Consider the following 21840-nt stretch of genomic DNA (forward strand, 5'->3'; position numbering starts at 1 on the left):
ATTGAGGACTAATGATGACCATTCCAAATAAACACTACGTTAAGCGCACTCAGCGCGATTATACACTAGGCTTTAAATTACTGACTAGACGCCATCGTAAAAGGTGACATGACCTATAAACAAGCCCTATCTCGTCCTGTATACCGTCTAAAATTTGTAGATATATTGACGGAAATAAACAGCGCAAGTACCTGTATTGGACAGTATAACGCTGTTATCGTTTGTACCATTGAAAAATTAGCGATAAAGTTAATTAACAATGGGACAGCGCCGAGCTATTGGAAAATATAAATCAAAGTTGCTTATCATATAACCTGAAATCGCTTTCAATTAAAGAAGATACGCAACGGATGCAAAACAGGTTACTCATAGTATCCACTGTTCTAGAAATCCATTTATTCAGAAAACTAACTGAGTCAACTATGTCGAATCATCAAGACGTGAGAGCCAACTTTCATTGCCATATGGAAAACCCATTGCTTTGGCCGATAATGGAAGTGCTTAAGCAAAAGCCAAGTGGAAGGAAAGTTCATACATTGGCGGCTCATCTGAACGACCTTGGGTTCGTGCCAGTGTTAGATGCAGTGCCTGAGAAAGAGTTGTTTAAGAAGAACTTCCTTATCATGAATGCGCTTTATCAGCTTCAAGAAACCTTACACCCTGATGGTTGGCTCCAAGTCCAAGCGATGGACATCGAATTGATGAATGGTCGTTATCACGGAAGCAGTCACAGTATCGATCATCAAGACCCACTTCGAGAGTACTACATTAATTGGGTTAACTATGAAGCGGACGAGGGCGAAGTCAAAAGGCTGTTGAACGAGTTTTGGACTCGGTACAGAAAGTTTGTGGGTGGTGATGAGCTCGATATGGACCGAAGCCGAGCGTTAAACTTGTTTGAGCTACCTTTAGACGCGACACACCATGAAATTAGAAAACGTTGGCGACAACTGGCGTTGAGATGGCATCCAGACAGAGACGAGGGCAACACCGCAAAATTCCAGACGCTCTGTGAAGCATGGCATGTATTAAGAAGCTCATAATCGACCGGCATTTTTAGCTGCCTAGTTGAGTAGAACCATAAAACAGAAAGCCCCACATTGTGAGTGACACAAGTGGGGCTTTGTCGTCATTACGTTATGCGTTGTAGCGACTTGAGTTGTTGGTGCTAGGAATGATCTTTGCTCTCGCCACTTTTATGCTCAAAGGCATAGTCGAGTACTTTACGAATATAAGGCGCACCGACTTTTGAACCACCGTTACCGTGTTCAATAACCACCGTTGCGACATATTCAGGGTGCTCATACGGTGCGAAAGCCGTGTAAAGCGCGTGGTCAAGTAAATGCCTAGCGAGTTTCTTCGAGTTGTAGACCTGATCTTTCGCAAGATCAAACACTTGTGCAGTTCCTGATTTACCGCCGCTCGTGTATTCAGTTCCCTTAAATGCACGTCTGCCGCTGCCTCGACTACCGTGGTTTACGAGTCGCATCGCGTTGATTGGCACATCCCAAATTCTATCCGGTACTTCGGTGATTGAAGGCATTGGCTCCGGTTCGACAAGTTGTTGCGTATTGAAATCTTCACCGTGATCTAAGGTGGCTCTTAAGATGTGGGGTGGCATCACCTTACCATGATTAACCAATACTGACGTTGCTTTAGCAAGTTGCATTGGAGTGGATGTCCAATAACCTTGGCCAATACCAATCGGAACTGTGTCACCTTGATACCAAGGGGTGCGATAACGCATCATTTTCCATTCTCGAGTCGGCATGTTGGCGGTACTTTCTTCATAGATATCGATGCCTGTCGGTTCACCAAACCCGAATCGGTTCATCCAACTTGAAATTCGATCTATACCCAAATCAAAAGCGGTTTGATAGAAGAATGAATCTACCGACTCTTCAATCGCTTGGGTAACATCAACAGGTCCGTGACCCCAGCGTTTCCAGTCACGCCAAGATTTAGAGTTTCGTTTAGAGCCAGGAATTCTCCAAACGCCGTGGTCGTTACGGATGGTATCTTCAGAGATGACATGTTCTTGCAGTCCTGCCACAGCCATAAATGGTTTAACGGTTGATGCAGGAGGATAAACGCCTAGAGTGGTGCGGTTTACTAACGGGTGAGCAGGGTCATTCAATAAGCGTTGATAGTTCTTACTCGAAATACCATCGACAAAAAGGTTAGGGTCGTAACTCGGGCTGGATGCCATCGCCAACACGCTGTTGTCTTTTGGATCGAGAATAACCGCGCTTCCAGTTCGGTGATCAAGTTGCTCAAAGACGTATTTTTGCAGCTCTAGGTCAATATTTAACACGATATCTTTGCCCGCTACTGGCGGCACGTACTCAATGGTTCGGACTATTCGACCACGGCTGTTTACTTCAACTTCTTGATAACCTTTGGTGCCGTGCAGGATATCTTCGTAATAACGTTCAACACCCAGTTTTCCTATGATTGTCGTGGCTTGATAATTCGCTTCTATCCCTTGTTCTTCTAACTTTCTGAGATCGCTATCATTGATGTGCGCCACGTAACCAAGCACATGGGTAAGCACTTCACCATTCGGGTAAAAACGCTTTAAGCTGGTATCGATAGATAAGCCGGGAAACTGATACTGGTGCACAGAGAACTTCGCAATCTCTTCTTCCGTTAAGTTCTCTAGAATAGTCACAGATTTAAAACGGCGGGTGTTGTGATAACGTTTTTTGAAACGAGCGATCTGCTCAGCATCACGGGGGACATATTTGTCTAGTTTGGCGAGCATTGCATCGACATCATCGGTTTGCTCTGGAATCATCGTCAGATCAAAGACAAGCTTGTTTTCCGCAAGCAACACGCCGTTACGGTCGTAAATAAGTCCACGAGTAGGGGCGATAGGTAATACTTTGATTCTGTTGCCATCGGCACGAGTTTGATAGCTTTTAAAATTTTCAACTTGAAGTCGGTATAGATTGCCGACTAAGACAAGAGTGAACATCAAGATCCCACAAAACGCGACGATTACGCGGTTTTTGAATAGGTTCACTTCGATTTTATGGTCACGCATCTTAACGCGTTTATGATTCATTGAAGCCTCAAGGGTTTGTTACATTTGGTTACACTTGTCGAGTCGGGACTTTATCTGAATATCACTAGGGTTTTGTAAAAGCTGTGTCATGTTTTGAGGGATCGACAGCATTAGATGGCGGTAAACAGCGCCTATAGTTTTCTTATTACAAAAGATGATAAGTAATTGATGTAAAGATTGGTTTTATGAATTTATAGAGTTGAAGAGTTTTGATAACACTAGATGTTAAGTCAAAAGAGGTTAGATAAATTTACGGCCCTCAGAATGAGAGCCGTAGAAGGTTAATTTGCTTACTTAGTGGCTTAGTAAACTAAAAGCTTAGAACTTCAAAAGCCTAGAAGCACAATAAATCCGATATTTAACGAAGTTAGTTCGAAGGCTTGAACTGAGATTTACGCATACGGTTCAGAGCAGCCATCACATCTAATGTTCTTGGTTTCGCTAGGTCACCGTAGTTAGGCATGTTAGCGTGCCATTCGTTTTCTAAAATAGCGTTAAACTCTTTAGCAGGGTTGTTTGACCAACCTGGAGTTTGTGCGAATTGGAACCAAGCCCAACCGATCGCATTCACTTCAGACGGTGATTCTAATTGCTCAAGTGCAGAAAGGTCTGCGAACTCTTTACCAAAACGCAGTGACTCTTTGCCTTTAGCATTAACACGGAACTTACCGTCAGTCAGAATGTTCATGAGTGAAGCACGGTTCAATGAACGTGGTACAAAAGTTTCTAAAGCAGTTTCACATTCATTAGTACGCTGAGTAGGGTGCTGAGCAATCACGTCTTTTGCTTTTTCAGTCACATCTACCGCTTGGTAGTCGTGCATTTGAATCACAGTGTTCGCGACATCTAGGTAATCACCAGAACCGCCCATTACAACAATGGTAGAGATGTCCATCTCTTCACGAAGCTGACCAATGCGGTCGACAAGTGGCGTGATTGGCTCATCGCCTTTTGACACCAGCGCTTGCATACGCTCATCACGAATCATGAAGTTAGTCGCTGACGTATCTTCATCAATAAGTAGAGTTTGAACGCCGGCTTCAATTGATTCTTGTAACCAAGCCGCTTGAGACGTAGAGCCTGACGCATCTTGTGTGCTGAAATCAGACGTGTCTTTCTGCATTGGTAAATGGTTGATGTAGTTTGACAGGTTCAAGCTGTGCACACATCGACCATCTTCAGCGCGGATCTTCATCGTATCAATCGCAGTTACAATACCTTCGCGACCGTCACCAGGAATATGGTTGTAGATAGAACGTTCAACGGCGTTCAACAGTGTCGATTTACCATGGAAACCACCACCAACGATCAGCGTAATGCCTTTTGGAATACCTAAGCCAGTCACGTCACCTTGGTTTGGGGTATTTAAAGTAACACTCAATGATTCTGGAGCCGCGAAAGGTACCGCGTCTTTCATCGGAAGGTCGCAGTTACCCGCGATACGAGGTAACACACTGCCATTAGCAACGAACGCCGCTAAGTTGTTTTCATCCAATTGAGCACGCAGTGCTTCTTGGTCTTCAATCGTTTCACAATGTTTGATCATTGCATCGATGTTTAACTCACGCTCAAGCGTCGCGCGACGAATAAACTTCGGTAAGTAGAAAGTGATGATGTTGTTCGCTTTCTTAGCAAGAATGCTACGACCATCAGCTGGTAAATTAATACGGAAACGAATTTCGATGCCGTGGTCTGTGAATACAACAGCTGTGTTGTCTAATACGGTTTGACCCGTCAGGGCGATAGACACGGTCGACTCTTGTTTCGCGAACTCCGAGAAGCTACGTGCGATAAAGTCACGAGCGGCTACTTGGTATTCGTAAGATTTTTCTTTCAGCCAATCTAACCCGGTCAAAGACCACGCGCGCGTTGCACGAAAACGAGAAGCTGACGCGTATGGGTCACCTTGGATGTGGTCGATGTGTAATTCAAAATCAGCAAAGTCGTATTGACCTTTAATTTGTTGATATGCACGGTAGTTTTGTTTTTCGAGCTTTTTAAGCTTTGCAGTCAACTGATCCATAACGAGGAATGCCTATATAAGGGGAAAGATAAAAACAGAAAGGCGGCGATTATAAAAATCACCACCTTTAGAGTAAAGAGAAAGTAGGCCTAAATCCAAAACTAACTGCTCTTTTTCGCTTTAAGCGTAACGAGTTGTCCCCAAATAGTTTTGATTGATTAAGCTGTGTTCGAATTCTTGGCTCGGCATTGGCTTTCCGTAAAGGTAACCTTGGCCCACATCGCAGCCTTCATTGATAATAAATTGCTCCTGAACCTCCGATTCTATGCCTTCAATCGTCACTTTTAGGTCGAGCTTTTTAGCAATTTGGACAATAGAACGAACAATTTCCGAGTATTCGTGTGAGTTGAGCATTTGGTCGATGAAGCTCTTATCAATCTTAATGGTATCGAATGGGAACTTCTTCAGGTAACTGAAAGAGGCGTAGCCTGTACCAAAGTCATCGAGTGACAATGTAACGCCAATGTCATGCAGAGATTCCAGGGTATTCTTGGCAACCACTTCATCAGCAATCAGGCCGCTCTCTGTGACTTCAAGTTCTAAGAAACGAGGCTCTAGATGATAGGTTTCGAGCAGGTGAACCACTTGTTCCGCAAAGTGTACGTTCTTGAGCTGAATCGCAGACACATTGACGGCCATCTTAAAATCGTCGACGTATTCGGACCACTCTTTGGCTTTTTCAATCGCATTGCGTAGAACAAAGCTGCCCACTTCGAAAATCAAACCGTTTTGCTCGGCCATGTGGATCAGGGTTTCATTAGAGATGTCTCCCAAAACAGGATGTCTCCCAAAACAGGATGTCGCCAACGAAGCAAAGCTTCTGCACCGACCCAACGATGCGTCAACGGACAAACTTTGGGTTGAAAGTAGAGCATAAGGTCATCATTACGAACGGCTTGAAGCAAATAGCCTTCGATCTTATTAATGTGAGTTTGCTCTTCGGTATGGGATTGAGAATAGTAAGCGAACTTTTGTCCAGAATCTTTACACGCTAACATCGCTTCAGAAGATTTCTGCAGAATGCTTTCCGCGTCATCTTCGTCGTTCGTAATTGCAATCCCAATAAACGCATGCAAATGCACTTTGTCACTTTCTATCTCGAATTCTGAATGGCCAACTTTAACGAGCGTCTGGCAAAGTTCTTCAAGGCGATGGTGCAAATCTTTAACGCTAAACGCCAGCACGAGGTCAACAGAAGTAGGGCGTGCAGTTAATACATCGATATCAGAAATACTGTCGATGCGTTTACGGTATTCAACAAGCACCTGGTCTAACGCGTTATAGCCGTATCGAGCCTGTATGCGTCTGCCGTTGGTAAAACCAATATGAACGACTGCAAATGAGCTGTCTGTCAGCCTTCTCTGTGACAGTAGCTTGTGGTTTAAATGAGATTCAAATGCGTTTCGGTTTAAAAAACCGGTACCGAGATCATGATTCTTTTGGAAATTGATCTTTTGCTCTGCTGCTTTTCGCTTATCAATCTCTTGATTTAATGAATAATTAAGACTCGCAAGATCTTTAGTCCGAGTGTAAACACGATTTTTTAAGTCTCTATTCATTTGAGTGAGCTTAGCATGCTGAAACAGGGTTTTAAGCTGAGACTCTATCGAGGTGCGAAAGCTCTGTAAAAGCTTGATATAGGTGGGAGTGTAGTGGTTTTCTTTCGAGTCTAAAATGCAGATAGTGCCAAATAATTCACCATTCGGCCAAAGCAGCGGAATTCCACAATAAGAGACTAAACCGAGCTTTATGTCTGGGTTGTTTTCCCAGGCAGGGTCAGCGAGAGCATTGGGCACAACAAGTTGTTGTTGAGACTCCATCACCGTTTCACAGTAAAGCCCATTGCCTAAGGTTTCCGAATCACCTTTGTTGTATGGATTGTTTTTACTGCGACTAGTAGAGAATACTTCAATGTAATTGGCGTGAACACGCATGATGAGCGCGGCAGGCACTTGAGTGATTTGAGCTAAGAGGTCAACAATGTTCTGCCAACCGGACTCCATATCGTCTGGAATATCTAAGTCTATCGTTTTTATTTTCTTCATATGACTCCGAGTCAATTATGCTAAATGCATCAACACATCCTGTGTTAATTATGATGAATCGAATAAACTGTGAACCTTGCGTTAATTAAGTATAAGAAATGTTGCTCAAAAAAACCTCCGCAATTTTGCAGAGGTTTTCAAATGTGAATCCGGGTCTCAGTAATGAGATAATTTCAGATTAAGGCTTTAACTTTATAAAATCTTCCGTGTTAAGTTTCTGCCTATAGTCTACCGATGGTTGAGCAAACCCATTTAATTGCAGAAATTCCTCTTTAAACCCTTGGTAATCACCTAAAGTTTGGAAGTTGTTTTCATCCATCTTTTCTAGTAATTCAGTTACGTGCGTTTGGGTTTCTGGGTCTAATTCCCAATCATCCATACGGATCAATCGCTCACCATCAAGTGGTACTTTTGATTGACCATAGAGTTTACTGCTAAACAGACGCTGCATTTGCTGGATACAACCTTCGTGGGTCTCTTTCTCTTTCATCACTTTATATAAAGCAAGCAGGTAAGGGCTGAGTCCCGGAATGAACACACTCGCTTTGGTCACTAATGCTTTACACACGGTCGCGTAAGCATTACCGCCAAAGTTTGCTAATTCAAGGTTAAGTGCGTGGCTGGTTTGATGAAGGTCTATTTTAGCGCGGCCCAAAGTACCGTCTAAGTAGATAGGGTGCGTGACTTCTGGACCAACGTAAGAAAAAGCAATGGTTTTGCAACCCGGAGCAATAGATTCAGCGTTGATGAGTTCATCTATCCATTGTTCCCAATCTTCGCCTCCCATCACTTTGAGTGTGCTTTCGGCTTCTTCTTCCGTCGCGGCTTCAAGCGTGTTGGTGACCCAGTTGTCGTGTTCCAGAGAAATGGTTGCGCCAGTTACGCTTTCACCAATAGGTTTGATGGCAGAGCGCCAAAACTCATCGGAATCTGGTTTAGGACGAACGCCTGCAGCTAAGCTATAGATAATTAGATCCACTTCACCTTCAAAGTAGGTTTCAATGGCTTCGACAACTTGTAAACGTGTTTCTTGCGAAAAGGCGTCGCCAACGATGTTGATAGCAGTGCGTTGCTCTCGTTCGGCTTCTTTTTTGAAGTAGATGTTGTTGTACCAACCAGCACTACCTAGGGATTTTTCGTTTGGACCGCGCTCGAATGAGACGCCGATAGTGTCAGCTTTTGCGCCGCCAAAGGTAAGGGCAATACGAGCGGCAAGGCCAAAGCCTGAGGAAGCGCCGATAATCAGTACTCGTTTAGGGCCATCTTTGATTTGCGGCGCACTCTTAACAAACTTGATTTGTTGCTTTACGGCTTCTTGACAGCCAAGAGGGTGAGCGCTTTTGGCTACCACACCCTTGATAACAGGTTCGACAAGCATAAATAACCTTACAGTTAACGATGATATGCACTCAGGCTAACGTAAAGCTGTGTAAAATTTATTGAGCTAGACCATTAAAACTTAAAGATACTGATATAATTCTTCGGCGACAAATTCAGCAATCCAAGGTTGAGCTTCTGGTTTTGGATGCAGTCCATCGTTCATCATCCACTCAGGTTTGAGGATGATATGCTCTAGGAAAAACGGCAAAAGTGGTACGTTTTGTTGATCAGCAAGCGCTGCAAAAACGTATTCAAACTGTTGGTTATAACGCTTTCCGTAATTCGGTGGGATTTTAATCTGCATCATTATAGGTTTGGCGCCCGCAGCTTTTATCTGCTCAATGATTTGATCAAGATTCGCAGACATCAGCTTAGGTGGGAACCCACGAAGTCCATCATTCGCACCAAGTTCAATAAGAACGGTGTCTGGAGCATGTTCTTCAAGCAATTGTGGTAAGCGAGCTAAACCATTGCCCGTTGTATCACCAGAAATACTTCCGTTAACCACGGTTACCGTTTTGTCATGCTTTGCTAACGCGTCTGGTAACAGGCTTGGCCAACTCTGTTTGATGTCCATGTTGTAACCAGCACTCAAGCTATCACCAAGGACCAGTAACTTAGAATCTAAGTCGGTATCTTGAGCCAAAGAAGCGGTTGAAAATAAAATAAAGAATAAAAAGGAAATTAGTCGAGTCATGCATACATCCATCATTAAAGCAGAAGCTGTTTCGAAGACAGTGTCTACTAATCAAGAACATTTAACAATCCTAGAGCACGTCGATATCGATATTCGTGAAGGCGAAACTGTCGCGATTGTCGGCACGTCTGGCGCGGGTAAGTCGACCTTAATGACGCTGCTTGCTGGTCTTGATGTACCAACGAAAGGCGAAATCAGTTTATTAGGACAGCCACTTTCACAGCTTGATGATGAGGCAAGGGCTAAGATCCGCAGTGAATCGGTAGGGTTTGTATTTCAAAGCTTCTTATTAATTCCAAGCCTTTCTGCGCTGCAAAATGTCACGTTGCCTTGTTTGTTGAAGGGAGAAGACGAAGACATCGAACGCGCGACGGCTCTGCTTGGATCAGTAGGCTTAAAAGACAGGCTTGATCACTTGCCGTCGCAGCTATCGGGTGGTGAGCAACAAAGAGTCGCGTTGGCGCGCGCATTTATGATTAAGCCAAAAATTCTTTTTGCCGATGAACCCACAGGCAATCTAGACCAACAAACTGCTGCCAAAATTGTCGAGTTGTTGTTTGAATTGAACTCATCCCACGGCACAACGTTAGTTTTGGTGACACACGATCCTAAGCTTGCACAACGTTGCCAAAGAACACTTAAGATGCATGTCGGTCAGATAGAGGAAGTCTAAATTGAATTCATCAAATGGACTGAATAAACGCCTGTTTTCATGGAGTATCGAAGAGATTCGACACGGTCAGTTGTGGCCAGTTTCAATCGCTTTAACGCTTATTATTGCTTGTGTATTTGCATTGTCGGCGTTGGCCGAACGTATGGAGCAGGTAATTGTTAAGCAGGGCAAAGATGCGCTTACTGCCGATAGCGTGTTTATCTCAGCAAACCCAATTCCGCAATCCTTGTTAGACCTCACTCAAGTTGAACAATTAGAAAGCTCTCAGTTGACTCGTTTTTCAACCATGGCATTCAGTGACAATTCGATGCAGTTAGTGACGGTGAAAGCGGTTGAAAGTAATTACCCATTACGCGGTGAAATGATCTTAGAGGGTGCTGATAAAGCATCAAGTAACCATGTTAAGCCAGGGGAACTTTGGTTAGACGAGCGTATATTTGCACAGTTAGAGATTGAAATTGGTGACATTGTCACTATTGGCGATGCCGATTTAGCGATAACTGGACGAATCACTCAAGAACCAGGCTTAAGCTTTAACCCGTTCCAACAGATGCCAGCCGTGCTGATTCATACAAGTGATATCGATGCCACGGGAGCGATTCAACCGGGCAGTCGTGTTAGTTTTAGGCTGTTTCTCAACGGTGATGATACAAAACTGCAAGCCGCGCAAGACAGCGTAGAATTAACACCAAGCGATCGCTGGCGTACTCAAGATTCTGCGAGCCGTACTAACGACATGTTCGAAAGCACGACTCAATATCTTTCGTTAACCGTTGCTATTGTTGTGATCATGGCCGCGACCACTTTGGTACTCACTTGCCAACATTATGTTGCGAGTCGCCGTAAAACCATCGCGATGCTTAAGAGTTTGGGTGCAAGCAAGCAGTGGATCGTTAAATGGTTGTCTGTACAGGTATCTCTATTAGTGGTTATCGGTGCAGTACTGGGAATAACCATCGGTATCGGCTTGGAGTTTTTGCTTCGTATACCTCTGGGCGACTTATTACCAACGCCACTTCCTAGTTATGGTATTGAACCGGCAATCTTAGCGATTTTATCAAGCATCTTAATTGGTGTTCCTGCTCTTGGTATCCCGTTAATTGGCTTGGTCAACACTTCGGCAATCAGCGTTATCCAATCAAGTCACCAGTCCAATGAAAGCTACAAGAAATACCTCTTGTTACTGGTACCGATTATTCCAATGATGCTGATGTATGGCGACAATCTATTGGTATGGATAGTTCTAGCGGGTATCGCTTGCCTATTCTTAGTGCTTGCGATTGTCAGTACGTTTGTTCTACGTTTAGTCGGTAAGCTGCCAACATCGACATCTATGCGTTTAGCATTAAGTCGAATTAATCGCACACCTTTAGCAACGGGGATTCAATTTGGCTCTTTAGCGCTTTCACTGATGTTGCTGTCTATCATTTGGTTGGTAAGAAGTGATTTACTGTCAGATTGGCAGCAAACCTTACCAGAAAACGCACCGAATGCGTTTGCACTTAACATTGCAAGCTATGAGAAAGACAGTTATCTCGAGACGATTGATGCAAACGAAGTAGAGCGTACTCAAGCGTTTCCAATTATCCGAGGACGACTGACGACGATAAACGGTGTTGAAGCGTCGGAATACAGCGATACCTCAGGCGAAACAGACGCACTAAGTCGAGAGATCAACTTCACTTGGGGAGATAGCTTACCCGAGTACAATGAAGTGTTAGAAGGCAGCTGGACACAAGAGCAGGGCGTATCTGTGGAATCGGATGTCGCGGAGCAACTGGATCTAAAGATTGGCGATGAGCTTTCATTCACAATCAACAGCCAGAATGTCTCGGCTAAGGTGAATAGCATCCGCAAAGTAGAGTGGCGTGAAATGAAGCCGAACTTCTACTTCATTTTTACTCCAGATGTCTTGAGTTCAATCCCTTCTACTTGGCTAGTGAGCTTCAGATTAGAAGAACAACATAATCAGATGCTCAACGAGCTATCTCGAAATCACCCAACCGTGAGTTTGATGGATATTCGTAAGATGGGTAGCAAGATCCAAGAGTTGCTTAAACAGATTGTTTGGTCGATTACCGTACTTGCGGCTTTAGGTGTAGTGGCGGGGCTGTTACTTATCTTCACTCTATTACGATTGAGCTTATCTCAAAGACAACAAGAGATACGCTTGTATCGAACATTAGGCGCGAGTAAGAAGCGAATTCTCAATACTATTTGGTGTGAGTACGGGTTAATGGCGTTAGTCGCAGGCTCAATTGCAGCGCTCGGTTCTGAGCTCAGTGTGGCAGGCGTTATGAATTTTGGCTTCGAGTTACAACCTTCACTTCACCCGATGCTGTGGATAGCGCTACCGGTGCTGACGTTTATCACATTAGCCGCGGTAGTGAATAGCTTAATCAAACGTTTGTTGGCACCAGTAAACAAGGATTTTGGTTAGTCGCTAGCGAGATCTAGCCAAGCGCTTAAAACGGTCTAAAAGTGAGATTATTTATACTTAGTCATACACTATTTATAATACGTCGCTTTAGACCGTTTTTTATTTGACCAACCGGTAGCATAAGTACAAAATATCGCACCTTATATTCCACTCTTTTTAGCATTTTTTAAAACTAATTGCCCAATAATGCCGATTTAATGAACAGCGGTTAGTCCCTGTAAACAAAGGGTTTGCGCAACTTAGCAAGAACGTTATCAACAGTTATCCACAAAAACGGTGGATAACTTTAGGGATAAGTTAACCGCTATGTTTTAAGAGTACTGAGGCAGCCTTTATGTGGCGTCACTTAGGACAAATTTGACTGTTAGAATAACCTTTCAAACTCTATCTGGAGTTATTGAGTCAAGAGATTATTTATATTTTTTACATAGATATTAAATCCCGCCTATCTAAGACCTTGATAAAAATGTGTTTTAATTCATCGCAGAACAAAAGTAGAATAGCGGCAGTTAATCTTATTCTACAGAACACGATGAACCACAACAAAATGGATACAAATCAACCTTCTATTGCCATTGTTGGTGGTGGTATTGCCGGAACAACGAGCGCGATTCACTTTAGTGAGTTGGGTTTTAAGGTCACTATCTTAGAAAAAGGGCCGAGTTTGGTTAATGGTCCACCAATTTGCCACCTGCACGCTGGCGGCAATTTGTATCGAGATATTTCTGTAGAGCAGTGTCTTCTGTTGCTCACGCAGTCAATTGATACCGTCCGCTTATTCCCTCATACGATCAATATTCGTCCGACAATCATCGCCGTTCCGCACAGTGATGGTGGAGAGCCGTTGGATCTGCTTCCTCGTCTTAAGATAATTAAAAGCGCTTATGCCGATCTTGTTAAACAAGATAAAAGCAACCAAGTGCTCGGTGATCCGGAAGAGTATTACAAGCTGTACAGCAAAGAAGATTTATTAGCGCTTTCTGCGAAAACACAGCCTCTGAAACCAACATCGCTTGATGATTGGTGTATTCCTTTTGCGAAACACACGGATTTAGAGACTCTTAAGTATCCTGTTGCGATGGTTCAAGAATATGGTTGGAGCGTATTCCGACTTTCTGCGACCGCTCAATTGTCTTTAGGGCAACAAACTAACTGTACTGTGTTAACCAGCAGCCGCTTACAATCTGTTGAGTCGACAGGTCAAGGTTGGTCTTTGACTTATACAGATTCCGAAAACCAAAGTTGCCAACTAACGACCGATTACTTGATCAATGCGAGTGGGTTTGAAACGGGTATCGTGGACGACTTTGTTGGCTCTAAGCAGCAAAGACTTGTTGAATTTAAAGCTGCATACGTTACAGAGTGGCCATATTCGCAAGAATGTAAGGAAGAGTGGCCAGAGGTTATCTTTCATGGCCCGAGAGGCACACCGCAAGGCATGGCGCAATTAACGCCATATGCTGATGGTGTGTTCCAACTTCACGGCATGACAGAAGGGATTACTCTATTCGAGGGTGGGCTCGTTTCATCATCAACAGATTCATCACAACCACAGTTGCCTTCGAAGCTTCTTAAGAAAATCGTATCGGGTTGGAGTGAAGAGCAGCTTGAATTAAGAACTCGCGCTGCCATAACGCATATGTCTCAGTTTATCCCAAGTTTCAGCTCTGCATTGGTCGGTGGTAAACCTTTGTTTGGTGCACAGCAGATTCCGGGAACTGATCCTAGCTTACGAGCTTCAGACGTTTCATTCTGTGGTGAACGCTATGCTCGACTTGAAGTCGTGAAAGCATCTTCAACATTAGAAGCGGCACAAAAGGTTGCTGAGCAATGGTTTGATGTATCAGAGGCGGTATCTATTGAAGATACGCACTCAGTGACAATGTCACTTAATCTGAATGATATTGAAAACAGAGCGATAGATTTGACGCAAGAACGTGGATATCCAGAAGCGCTTGCAAAGGTGTCAGGTCAAGATCACGCTTAATAGCCAATCATCATCGACTGCGCTTAACTGCTTCAATTCGGCTTACTGTAATAGGTAAGCCGAATTTTCATTCAAACGCCAACTTAGATGCCGAGACTCATCCAAACGACATCTTCCTAGTTGATTATTCTTAGCTACATAGCAATTAGCACATAACACATCGCAAAAACTAATAGCCGAAAAACTGAGCCCATTGGCACCAAACATCTTGTAAGCCTAAGCGATCGCCCTTGCTGAATGATATCGCATGCCCAGGTTTTGCTTGTGCCAAGCGTGGTAAATCGATTCTTGCGACACATCCAATCTTCGGATAACCACCTATGGTCTGTCTGTCATTAAGCAGCACGATAGGTTGTCCATCTTGTGGAATTTGAATCGCACCTAGGGCAATGCCTTCTGACAATAGCGAAATGTCAGGCGAGTCTACGGGCTCGCCACTGAGTCGATAACCCATCCGATTTGAGTTTTGGTCAACGTGATACTGCGCGTTATACAAAGTCTCTCTTGCTGACGCGGAGAATAGCTCGCTTTGATAGCCCTCAATCACTCGTAGGTTCACGGGTAGATTGTAATCAGGCGTGTATCGGAAGGTAACACTCAACGCTTTAAACGGGCGCGAGAGTTGATGTTGTGTAAAAGTTATTTGTTGCCCTTGCTGGCATGGCTCTCCATCTTGCGTTAATCCACCAATCTTTTCACGAGTGACTGTAGAGCAGCTATCAAGAGTTGATGGAACATCGAAACCGCCCTTAATAGCTAAATACGCCCTTAGACCATTTTTAGGCAAACAAAATGAGAGGACTTGCCCTTTAAAAGCTTGAAAAGTACGCCAGTTAGGCTGTGGTTTACCATCGAGTTTCGCTTGTAAATCACCCCCGCATAGTGCCATCTCACAATCAAAATCGATTCGTAACGCACATTGCCCAAGCGTGATTTCCAATGCTGCTTGGTTGACTGGGTTACCCAATAGATGATTGGCCCAGCTATAAGAGTAATCATCAACAGGTCCACCTTGCGTTAATCCAAGGTGAGCAACACCAAATCGCCCAAAGTCTTGAATCAAACTCAACGGACCGGGCTTAATCACTGTCAGTGTTGGTTTAGCTTTTGTCTTAGCCATTTACGATGCCTCCCCCCAACTCTACAAACTCTTGTTTTGAAATCGCGATGAAACGGACGGTATCACCGACATTAAGTAGAGACAGCGGTCTTTGCATGATGTCGGCGTTCTTCAATTGGCTATGATCGAACAACGAAAGCGGGCAATTGCCAATAATATTCCAGCCGCCCGGTGAATCCGAAGGGTACACCGCTGTTTTCGTATCAGCGATGGCGATACTGCCTTTGGGCACATTTAAACGGGGTGTGGAGTGGCGGGGTAAAGCAAGCTCAATAACCACATCAGACATAAATGCAAAGCCAGGCGTAAACCCAATCGCACTGACGCTGTATGTCTGTGAGGTGTGATATTGAATAATATCGTCCAGAGTCACGCCTTTATCTTGATATCGGTCTAAATCGAGCGCCGTTTCTGGTGAGTAATAGGCAGGAAGCTCAATCGCATCGCGAGTTTTATTAACACTAGAAAAGGACGACAGAGCATGATTCAACAAATTATTGAGCCGTTCAATGAGCTGCTGTTCTGATATTCGATAAGGGAGGTAGTCGACCAATATTGTTTGGTAAGCCGGCGTCACATTCATCAACACCGATGCTAAATTTTGGCGAATGGCATCGGAAAAGTGAGCCATGTACTGCGCATATTCGGCGCTAGATTGATTATTTGAAGGCGATAGTGTCAAGGTCACCAAAACGCTGCATTCCGCGACTGGCGCTATATTGAATTCAATCTTATTCGTCGTCATTTCGTTTCCATACGTTTGTTTGCCTTTGATTTACTTACGGCCTTTTATTTGCGTATTTGGCGTTTTTAACATCCGTGTCTAAACCAATACAAAGCGATTAGACCATGCGTCATACCAATCACACGCTTCATACTAATTAAAAGCGTTGAGGTCTTGTCTGATTTTTCTAATCAATGCGATGGATTGAGGGTTATCACCATGAACACAGATGGTATCGGCTTCAATAGGCAGTCTTTCGCCCTCTAAAGTCGTGACCGAGCCATAGTTAATGATTTGCATGACTTGGTTATAGATATCGTCTTGATTGACGTAAACCGAGCCTTTTTGAGTACGTGGCGCTAATTGTCCGTTATTTAAATAAGCACGGTCGGCAAACGCTTCAAACAAGAGAGGCAAGTCATGATCGTCAGCAATATCCAAATACTGTTGATTGTCTGATGAAGAGAGAATCATCAAGGGGATGTTAAATTCAGCGACGGCTTGGGCTACCGCATTAAACACATCGATATTTGCCATCATATCGTTGTAAAGGGCGCCATGAGGTTTCACATAGCCAACAGAGGTGTGGTGATAGCGGCAAAGGGCTTTTAATGCACCGACTTGATAGCAAACCAGTTCACTGATTTCGTCCATGGTGTGTGGAATAGAACGGCGACCAAAACCAACGAGATCTTGATAACCGGGATGAGCACCAATTTGGGTGTGATAGTGCTGCGCCAGTTTTATCGTCTTGGACATAACGTGCGGATCAGACGCGTGGAAGCCACAAGCGATGTTTGCCATATCGACCCACTCCATGACCGACTCGTCATCGCCCATCTTCCAATTGCCGAAACTTTCTCCCATGTCGCAATTAAGCAAAATCTTCGTTGTCACGTGGTGCTAATCCTTTACGTTGAGGTAAGTAATGACGGTCTTATAAATACCATAAATAAACAGTGACCCCACTCAAACTTTCGACACCGTAGATTTACCAGTATGGCATTTCATATATAGTTGAACTATTGATTAAAGGATTAATATCTATCTGTATATTAGGTGAGCACATGATATCCCGCCAGGTTTGCTTAGGACTAGCATTAACGACACCTGTTTTTGTCTCTGCTCAAGAAAACTCTCTAGACCAGCTCATGTCGATGAGCCTTGAAGAGTTGTCTATGTTAGATGTCGAAATGGAAACGGCTTCGAAAGTAACACAAAAACTCACTGACATTCCTTCGTCGGTGTATGTGCTTTCTAATGAGCGAATTCAGCGTAGTGGGGCGAAAACCATTGCTGAAGTCCTAACGCTTGTACCCGGACTCAAAGTCACCAAATTCAATGAAACCTCATGGTTTGTTTCGACATGCGGCTTTCATGATGGGCTATATAACAAGATGCTCGTGATGATGGATGGACGAAGCTTGTTTAGCCCAGTCTATGGCGGTACGTATTGGAGCGACGTTGATTATGTACTTGCCGACATTGAACGCATCGAAGTACTAAAAGGCCCCGGCGGAACAATTTGGGGAGGCAACGCGGTTAATGGTGTTGTCAATATCATTACTAAGTCTGCCAATGATACGCAGGGGACTTATCTCTCCGGTGTCGCGTCTAATACTGATAACTACGAATTTAGTGTTCGTCAGGGATTAAGCCTAAACGACACTGTGGATGCTCGTGCCTTTTATAAGTACCGAGAAGAACCCACGTATCGCACAAACGAATCTGAAAAATGGAAAGCACAAACGGCAGGAATGGTGTTTCAGCCAAGCAATGCCGAAGAAAATTGGTCATTACGTATTGGTGGTGAGAAAAGCTTTTATGAGTCGGAGTTGTATACGTTCCAATATGATAACTCAGGATCGTTTGTCGGACCACAAGCCAATGGTTTCGATAACAAGAGTCAATCTGTTTACGTCCAATTCAACGACTCTCGCCATTTTGATGAAAGTTCGACACTCTCATATTCGTTATGGGGTGAATATAATGAGGATAATGCGCCAGACGCTCCAGGAAGCTACTCGACCCTCGACCCTCGACCCTCGACCCTCGACCCTCGACTTTGACTCTACTTATATCAACCAACTATCGGAAAACCATCAGCTAACACTTGGTGGTTGTATGCGATATATGTATCTTGATTTCTCCTCAAGCCAAGTTTCGGACGTGGATTGGTACAACCCTGATTACTACGGTCGAGCTTACAACATCCAATCTGCCAACGATTATATTGCGAACGCTTTTATACAGTCTCAAATTCAAATGACGGAAGCGCTGTCTATTACTCTTGGTGCCAAGGTTGAACACTTTACACAGAATGATTCAACTGAGCTTTCACCTCAATTGCGTGGTTTATATAAGTTAACTCAACGTCATTCCGTATGGGCGGGGCTTAGCCGTGCGGTTGTTGCACCATCTTATATGGATTCCAATTCCACCAATTATTTCAATAGTTACAATGCTGATTCAAACAACAGCTACCTAGATGTATATAAATCAAGCTCCAGTCTTGAAACAGAGAACGTCGTAACGGCGGAAATGGGTTATCGCTACTCAAACAATTCAAATTTCGAACTCGATGCAACGATTTACCTGAGTGAACATGACAACCTTCGCTTTCACAGCTATGACCCGAATGATATCCCTGCGAATCATGTCTATGTCGGGGCGTTGTCTGATGATTATAAAGCAAAAACTTATGGCTTAGAGTTAGGCGCGAGTTACCAACTCACCCCAGATCTAGCCAGTTACCTGAGTTACGCCTATACGACGTTAGAAGGTGAGAATAAAGGTGATGACCCTAAATCTAGCCCTCAAACGAGTGTTTATTACGATATTGATAATGAACATTTAGCCACGGCACAGTTGATGTGGAATATCACCGAAAGTTGGCAATTCGATGTGATAGGCCAGTACATTAATGTGAATTACCCAGACTATTGGGTAGCAGGTGATGGCACTCAATATGAATGGCAGTCTTACCCACATGAAATAACCTTTGATGCGCGCCTCGCATGGAAAAAATCGTCCGCAGCGCCTTTAATTGAAGTGGTTGTTGAAAACATAGGTAAGAGTGACGGCTATCAAGCTGAATTCACATCTCAGAAAAGCGTCAATCAAGAATCGGTGTATGTGAGGATCTCTCATGAATTCTAAATGGCTTAAGCACCGCATTAAGCTTGGCTTCTCTAAACTAGGCTTAGCTGCTTTAACGATGCTTATTGTGCCGTTGAACACCTCAGCGTCCAGCTTCAAACCTTATGAAGTAAAAGCGGTGTACCTTTTTAGAATTGCGAATTTTATACGTTGGAATGACGAAAGCTCTATGAACGCTGTAAACTTTTGTGTGATTGGCGATGAAAAGGTAAGCCAAGTGCTGACGTCAATTACAGAGGGGAAATCTATTCGTTCACTCGATATCCAAGTTCAACAGTCGATTACTTCTAAGTGCGATATTACGTATTTGTCTGACCGTGAAAATGACCAATTCCGCAGTCAAGAGCACTCGCCACATACTGTGACAATCAGCGACATTCCTAACTTTACGGACCTAGGTGGAGTCATTGAACTCACGCACATCGATAATAAGCTCAAACCTAAGATCAACCTAGAGAACGCAAGGCGCGGTGACTACGTCATTGGTTCAAACCTGTTACGAATCGCTATAGTGGAGGGCAAATAATGTTGTCTTTCATTAATAACATATCGATTAAAAACAAGCTGATATTACCTATTATCATCTTCATCGCAGTCACTTTTGTCACGATTCAATCGGTAAATTACACTGTCACGTTTGAGAGGGAGAAAGAGAGCCTTATTCAGCGTGTTAAAGTGCTGGCACAAGGTGTTGCTTATAACTTGCAAGCCGCGATTCTATTTGAAGACAAGTCATCGGCTCAGGAAATCTTGTCAGCTTTCGTCGCAGATAAAGATATTGTTAGAGTGAAGCTCTATGACATTAACGAGCAGCTTTTTGCCAGCTATCAGGTGAGCAACACTCTGGTTCCAAGGCCAAACGCAGAAGAATTAGAAGATATCGCCGATCATCAATTTGCCATCTCTGAGCATTTCATCTTCTTGCTCGTTCCAGTGACACTGGATGGCGCAGTGATCGCGAATTTGAGAGTAACAATATCGAAAGAGACGTTTAATTCGATCTTAACGAATATTTTCAAGGTTGCGGTCGTCTACCTGTTGTTTCTTGTGATGTTAGGCGGAGTACTGGTCAAATTGGTGCAACGCTTGATTATCGAACCGATGTTTGACCTCAATGAGGCGATGCAAGCCTTTGTTGAGCGTCGTTCGAAGCAGCCTAAATTAGTCGTAACGAACCGCGATGAAATCGGTGATCTGGTTCGAGCTTTCAATACCATGTTAGAAAGGCTTCAACATCGCGATAACCAAATCAATTTTACGTTAGACAAGTTACAAGAAGAAAAATCATTCGCAAATGAGGTCATTGAAACCGTTCAGCACTCTTTGTTGGTGGTAGATGAAAAAGGACTCATTCTTCATGCGAACGCAGCTACTCGGGATATTTTTAAATGCTCGGAAGCCTTTCTTGAGAACATGTTGATCCAAGAGTTGATCGCGACCAAGAAAACGGGTTACTTACAAGATGTTATTGATGCCAATATTGAACTTAATGACGAATTGCTAGAAACCACCGATCTCTTTCAATCAAAACGCTGGCTTCGTGTGAGCAGTCGTTCTCTGACAAAACATGGTCGTATTCTTTATGCAATCCAAGATGTCACCGACATAGAAACGGCCATGAGTCGCCAACGTATTGCTGCGGGTGTTTTCGAAAACAGTAAAGACGGTTTGATCGTGCTGAACTCGTCAAACGTGATAACCATGGTTAACCCGGCGATCACACAACTTCTCGGTTATCACTCTGATCTGCTGGTGGGCAAAACACCATTTGAAGTATTTTCGTGGCAGCAATTTTCATCATTGATGCCGACAATTCGCAGTTCGTTAGACAACTATGGTCAATGGCAAGGCGAAGTGTGGGAGAAGAGCGCGTCCGGCACGTTGGTTCCAATGTTTGTCAAAGTGAATCGAGTTGCCTCGGACAACGAGAAAGACGAGTTTGATATGGTATTAACGCTGTCAGATTTATCCAACGTTAAAGAGATGGAAAGACTCGAACACTTGGCTCATCACGATGCGTTAACCGGATTAGCGAATAGAGCGCAGCTGTATAAGGTTATGGATGATGTTGTCACGTCGAGCCACTATTCGAATCAGCATTTCGCGGTTATTTACTTGGACTCGGATGGCTTCAAAGAAGTGAATGACAATTATGGACACGATGCGGGTGACGAAATCCTTAAACAAGTGTCAAACCGTTTGTTATCTCAGGTAAGAGCGGGGGATTTGGTTGCACGTTTGTCGGGTGATGAATTTGTTCTTATTATTAAACAGACAAACAAAGTCTTGTTAGCTAAGTTAGCCGAGCGATTGTTGGATCTGATCGGGCAACAAGTAAACTACAAACAGCGTTCACTTCATGTTGGAGCGAGCTTAGGTATCCATTTAGTTGATGGCTCAGAGCGTGATATTGACGTGATTCTAAAAGTTGCTGATGAGGCGATGTACCAAGCGAAACGCAAAGGAAAAGGTCAGTTTGTGTTCTCTCGTGAGGGTAAATAGGCACCGGTGTTTGTGAGCTCACC

15 protein-coding genes and 1 pseudogene are annotated in these 21840 nt (G+C 43.8%); 8 read left to right on the plus strand and 8 right to left on the minus strand.

From position 1 onward, the window contains the following. The first annotated feature begins 422 nt into the window (after positions 1 to 422). Positions 423 to 1043, plus strand: a complete 621-nt coding sequence (locus tag AB6E85_RS12565) for a DNA-J related domain-containing protein (protein ID WP_372142887.1) — start codon at positions 423 to 425, stop codon at positions 1041 to 1043. A gap of 125 nt (positions 1044 to 1168) precedes the next feature. Here AB6E85_RS12565 and mrdA read toward each other — a convergent pair whose 3' ends face one another. The 5 genes and pseudogenes from mrdA to AB6E85_RS12590 all read right to left on the minus strand — a co-directional run bounded on the left by mrdA (position 1169) and on the right by AB6E85_RS12590 (position 9212). Beyond that, positions 1169 to 3067 (minus strand): penicillin-binding protein 2, encoded by a 1899-nt coding sequence (gene mrdA, locus AB6E85_RS12570; protein WP_048612687.1) that lies wholly within the window; start codon positions 3065 to 3067, stop codon positions 1169 to 1171. A gap of 367 nt (positions 3068 to 3434) precedes the next feature. Beyond that, a complete protein-coding gene (locus tag AB6E85_RS12575) occupies positions 3435 to 5090 on the minus strand; it encodes an ABC-ATPase domain-containing protein (protein WP_017060076.1) in 1656 nt (551 codons plus the stop codon). Positions 5091 to 5210: 120 nt separating this feature from the next. Further along, positions 5211 to 7135 (minus strand): annotated as a pseudogene (locus AB6E85_RS12580) (EAL domain-containing protein). A 178-nt stretch (positions 7136 to 7313) separates the two neighbouring features. After that, positions 7314 to 8513: an enoyl-ACP reductase FabV gene (fabV, locus tag AB6E85_RS12585; protein ID WP_372142889.1), complete on the minus strand. Its 1200-nt coding sequence runs from the start codon at positions 8511 to 8513 to the stop codon at positions 7314 to 7316. 81 nt (positions 8514 to 8594) lie between these two features. Then, positions 8595 to 9212 (minus strand): arylesterase, encoded by a 618-nt coding sequence (locus AB6E85_RS12590; RefSeq protein WP_048608336.1) that lies wholly within the window; start codon positions 9210 to 9212, stop codon positions 8595 to 8597. Here AB6E85_RS12590 and AB6E85_RS12595 point away from each other — a divergent pair. From AB6E85_RS12595 to AB6E85_RS12605, 3 genes are all read left to right on the plus strand, one after another. After that, positions 9211 to 9885, plus strand: coding sequence for an ABC transporter ATP-binding protein (locus AB6E85_RS12595; RefSeq protein WP_372142892.1), 675 nt, complete (start codon positions 9211 to 9213; stop codon positions 9883 to 9885). The genes AB6E85_RS12590 and AB6E85_RS12595 overlap by 2 nt on opposite strands. A 1-nt stretch (position 9886) precedes the next feature. Then, positions 9887 to 12325, plus strand: coding sequence for an ABC transporter permease (locus tag AB6E85_RS12600; RefSeq protein ID WP_372142894.1), 2439 nt, complete (start codon positions 9887 to 9889; stop codon positions 12323 to 12325). A gap of 532 nt (positions 12326 to 12857) precedes the next feature. Further along, positions 12858 to 14312: an FAD-dependent oxidoreductase gene (locus AB6E85_RS12605; protein ID WP_372142896.1), complete on the plus strand. Its 1455-nt coding sequence runs from the start codon at positions 12858 to 12860 to the stop codon at positions 14310 to 14312. A 169-nt stretch (positions 14313 to 14481) separates the two neighbouring features. Here the strand turns inward: AB6E85_RS12605 and AB6E85_RS12610 are convergent, their stop codons facing one another. The 3 genes from AB6E85_RS12610 to AB6E85_RS12620 all read right to left on the minus strand — a co-directional run bounded on the left by AB6E85_RS12610 (position 14482) and on the right by AB6E85_RS12620 (position 17053). Beyond that, complete coding sequence (locus AB6E85_RS12610) at positions 14482 to 15432, minus strand: biotin-dependent carboxyltransferase family protein (protein WP_372142897.1); 951 nt, start codon at positions 15430 to 15432, stop codon at positions 14482 to 14484. After that, the gene (locus tag AB6E85_RS12615; protein ID WP_372142898.1) at positions 15425 to 16177 is read right to left on the minus strand and encodes an allophanate hydrolase subunit 1; all 753 of its coding nucleotides are present in this window, start codon (positions 16175 to 16177) and stop codon (positions 15425 to 15427) included. The genes AB6E85_RS12610 and AB6E85_RS12615 overlap by 8 nt, the downstream gene beginning before the upstream one ends. 132 nt (positions 16178 to 16309) lie before the next feature. Further along, a complete protein-coding gene (locus AB6E85_RS12620) occupies positions 16310 to 17053 on the minus strand; it encodes a 5-oxoprolinase subunit PxpA (protein WP_017071504.1) in 744 nt (247 codons plus the stop codon). 170 nt (positions 17054 to 17223) lie between these two features. Here AB6E85_RS12620 and AB6E85_RS12625 point away from each other — a divergent pair, with 170 nt between their 5' ends. Genes AB6E85_RS12625 through AB6E85_RS12640 form a run of 4 tightly spaced genes read left to right on the plus strand, consistent with a single transcriptional unit; the run spans position 17224 to position 21817 of the window. Next, positions 17224 to 18225 carry a TonB-dependent receptor plug domain-containing protein gene (locus AB6E85_RS12625; protein WP_372142899.1) on the plus strand — a complete coding sequence of 334 codons (1002 nt, stop codon included), beginning with the start codon at positions 17224 to 17226 and terminating at the stop codon, positions 18223 to 18225. Further along, positions 18155 to 19315, plus strand: a complete 1161-nt coding sequence (locus AB6E85_RS12630; protein WP_372142901.1) for a TonB-dependent receptor plug domain-containing protein — start codon at positions 18155 to 18157, stop codon at positions 19313 to 19315. The genes AB6E85_RS12625 and AB6E85_RS12630 overlap by 71 nt, the downstream gene beginning before the upstream one ends. After that, the gene (locus AB6E85_RS12635; RefSeq protein WP_372142902.1) at positions 19305 to 19841 is read left to right on the plus strand and encodes a YfiR family protein; all 537 of its coding nucleotides are present in this window, start codon (positions 19305 to 19307) and stop codon (positions 19839 to 19841) included. The genes AB6E85_RS12630 and AB6E85_RS12635 overlap by 11 nt, the downstream gene beginning before the upstream one ends. Continuing rightward, positions 19841 to 21817: a diguanylate cyclase domain-containing protein gene (locus AB6E85_RS12640; RefSeq protein ID WP_372142904.1), complete on the plus strand. Its 1977-nt coding sequence runs from the start codon at positions 19841 to 19843 to the stop codon at positions 21815 to 21817. Before AB6E85_RS12635 ends, AB6E85_RS12640 begins: the two co-directional genes overlap by 1 nt. Positions 21818 to 21840 lie beyond the last annotated feature (23 nt).

Source organism: Vibrio sp. 10N.247.311.51 (genome assembly GCF_041467855.1).
Lineage (GTDB): Bacteria > Pseudomonadota > Gammaproteobacteria > Enterobacterales > Vibrionaceae > Vibrio > Vibrio coralliirubri.

Excerpts from the sequence above, each read along its gene's own strand:
- AB6E85_RS12625 (WP_372142899.1), top strand. The coding sequence starts at position 17,224 with ATGATATCCCGCCAGGTTTGCTTAGGACTAGCATTAACGACACCTGTT.
- AB6E85_RS12640 (WP_372142904.1), top strand. The coding sequence starts at position 19,841 with ATGTTGTCTTTCATTAATAACATATCGATTAAAAACAAGCTGATATTA.
- AB6E85_RS12565 (WP_372142887.1), top strand. The coding sequence starts at position 423 with ATGTCGAATCATCAAGACGTGAGAGCCAACTTTCATTGCCATATGGAA.
- AB6E85_RS12590 (WP_048608336.1), bottom strand. The coding sequence starts at position 9,212 with ATGACTCGACTAATTTCCTTTTTATTCTTTATTTTATTTTCAACCGCT.
- AB6E85_RS12630 (WP_372142901.1), top strand. The coding sequence starts at position 18,155 with ATGCGCCAGACGCTCCAGGAAGCTACTCGACCCTCGACCCTCGACCCT.
- fabV (WP_372142889.1), bottom strand. The coding sequence starts at position 8,513 with ATGCTTGTCGAACCTGTTATCAAGGGTGTGGTAGCCAAAAGCGCTCAC.
- AB6E85_RS12635 (WP_372142902.1), top strand. The coding sequence starts at position 19,305 with ATGAATTCTAAATGGCTTAAGCACCGCATTAAGCTTGGCTTCTCTAAA.
- mrdA (WP_048612687.1), bottom strand. The coding sequence starts at position 3,067 with ATGAATCATAAACGCGTTAAGATGCGTGACCATAAAATCGAAGTGAAC.
- AB6E85_RS12615 (WP_372142898.1), bottom strand. The coding sequence starts at position 16,177 with ATGACGACGAATAAGATTGAATTCAATATAGCGCCAGTCGCGGAATGC.
- AB6E85_RS12595 (WP_372142892.1), top strand. The coding sequence starts at position 9,211 with ATGCATACATCCATCATTAAAGCAGAAGCTGTTTCGAAGACAGTGTCT.
- AB6E85_RS12575 (WP_017060076.1), bottom strand. The coding sequence starts at position 5,090 with ATGGATCAGTTGACTGCAAAGCTTAAAAAGCTCGAAAAACAAAACTAC.
- AB6E85_RS12610 (WP_372142897.1), bottom strand. The coding sequence starts at position 15,432 with ATGGCTAAGACAAAAGCTAAACCAACACTGACAGTGATTAAGCCCGGT.
- AB6E85_RS12605 (WP_372142896.1), top strand. The coding sequence starts at position 12,858 with ATGAACCACAACAAAATGGATACAAATCAACCTTCTATTGCCATTGTT.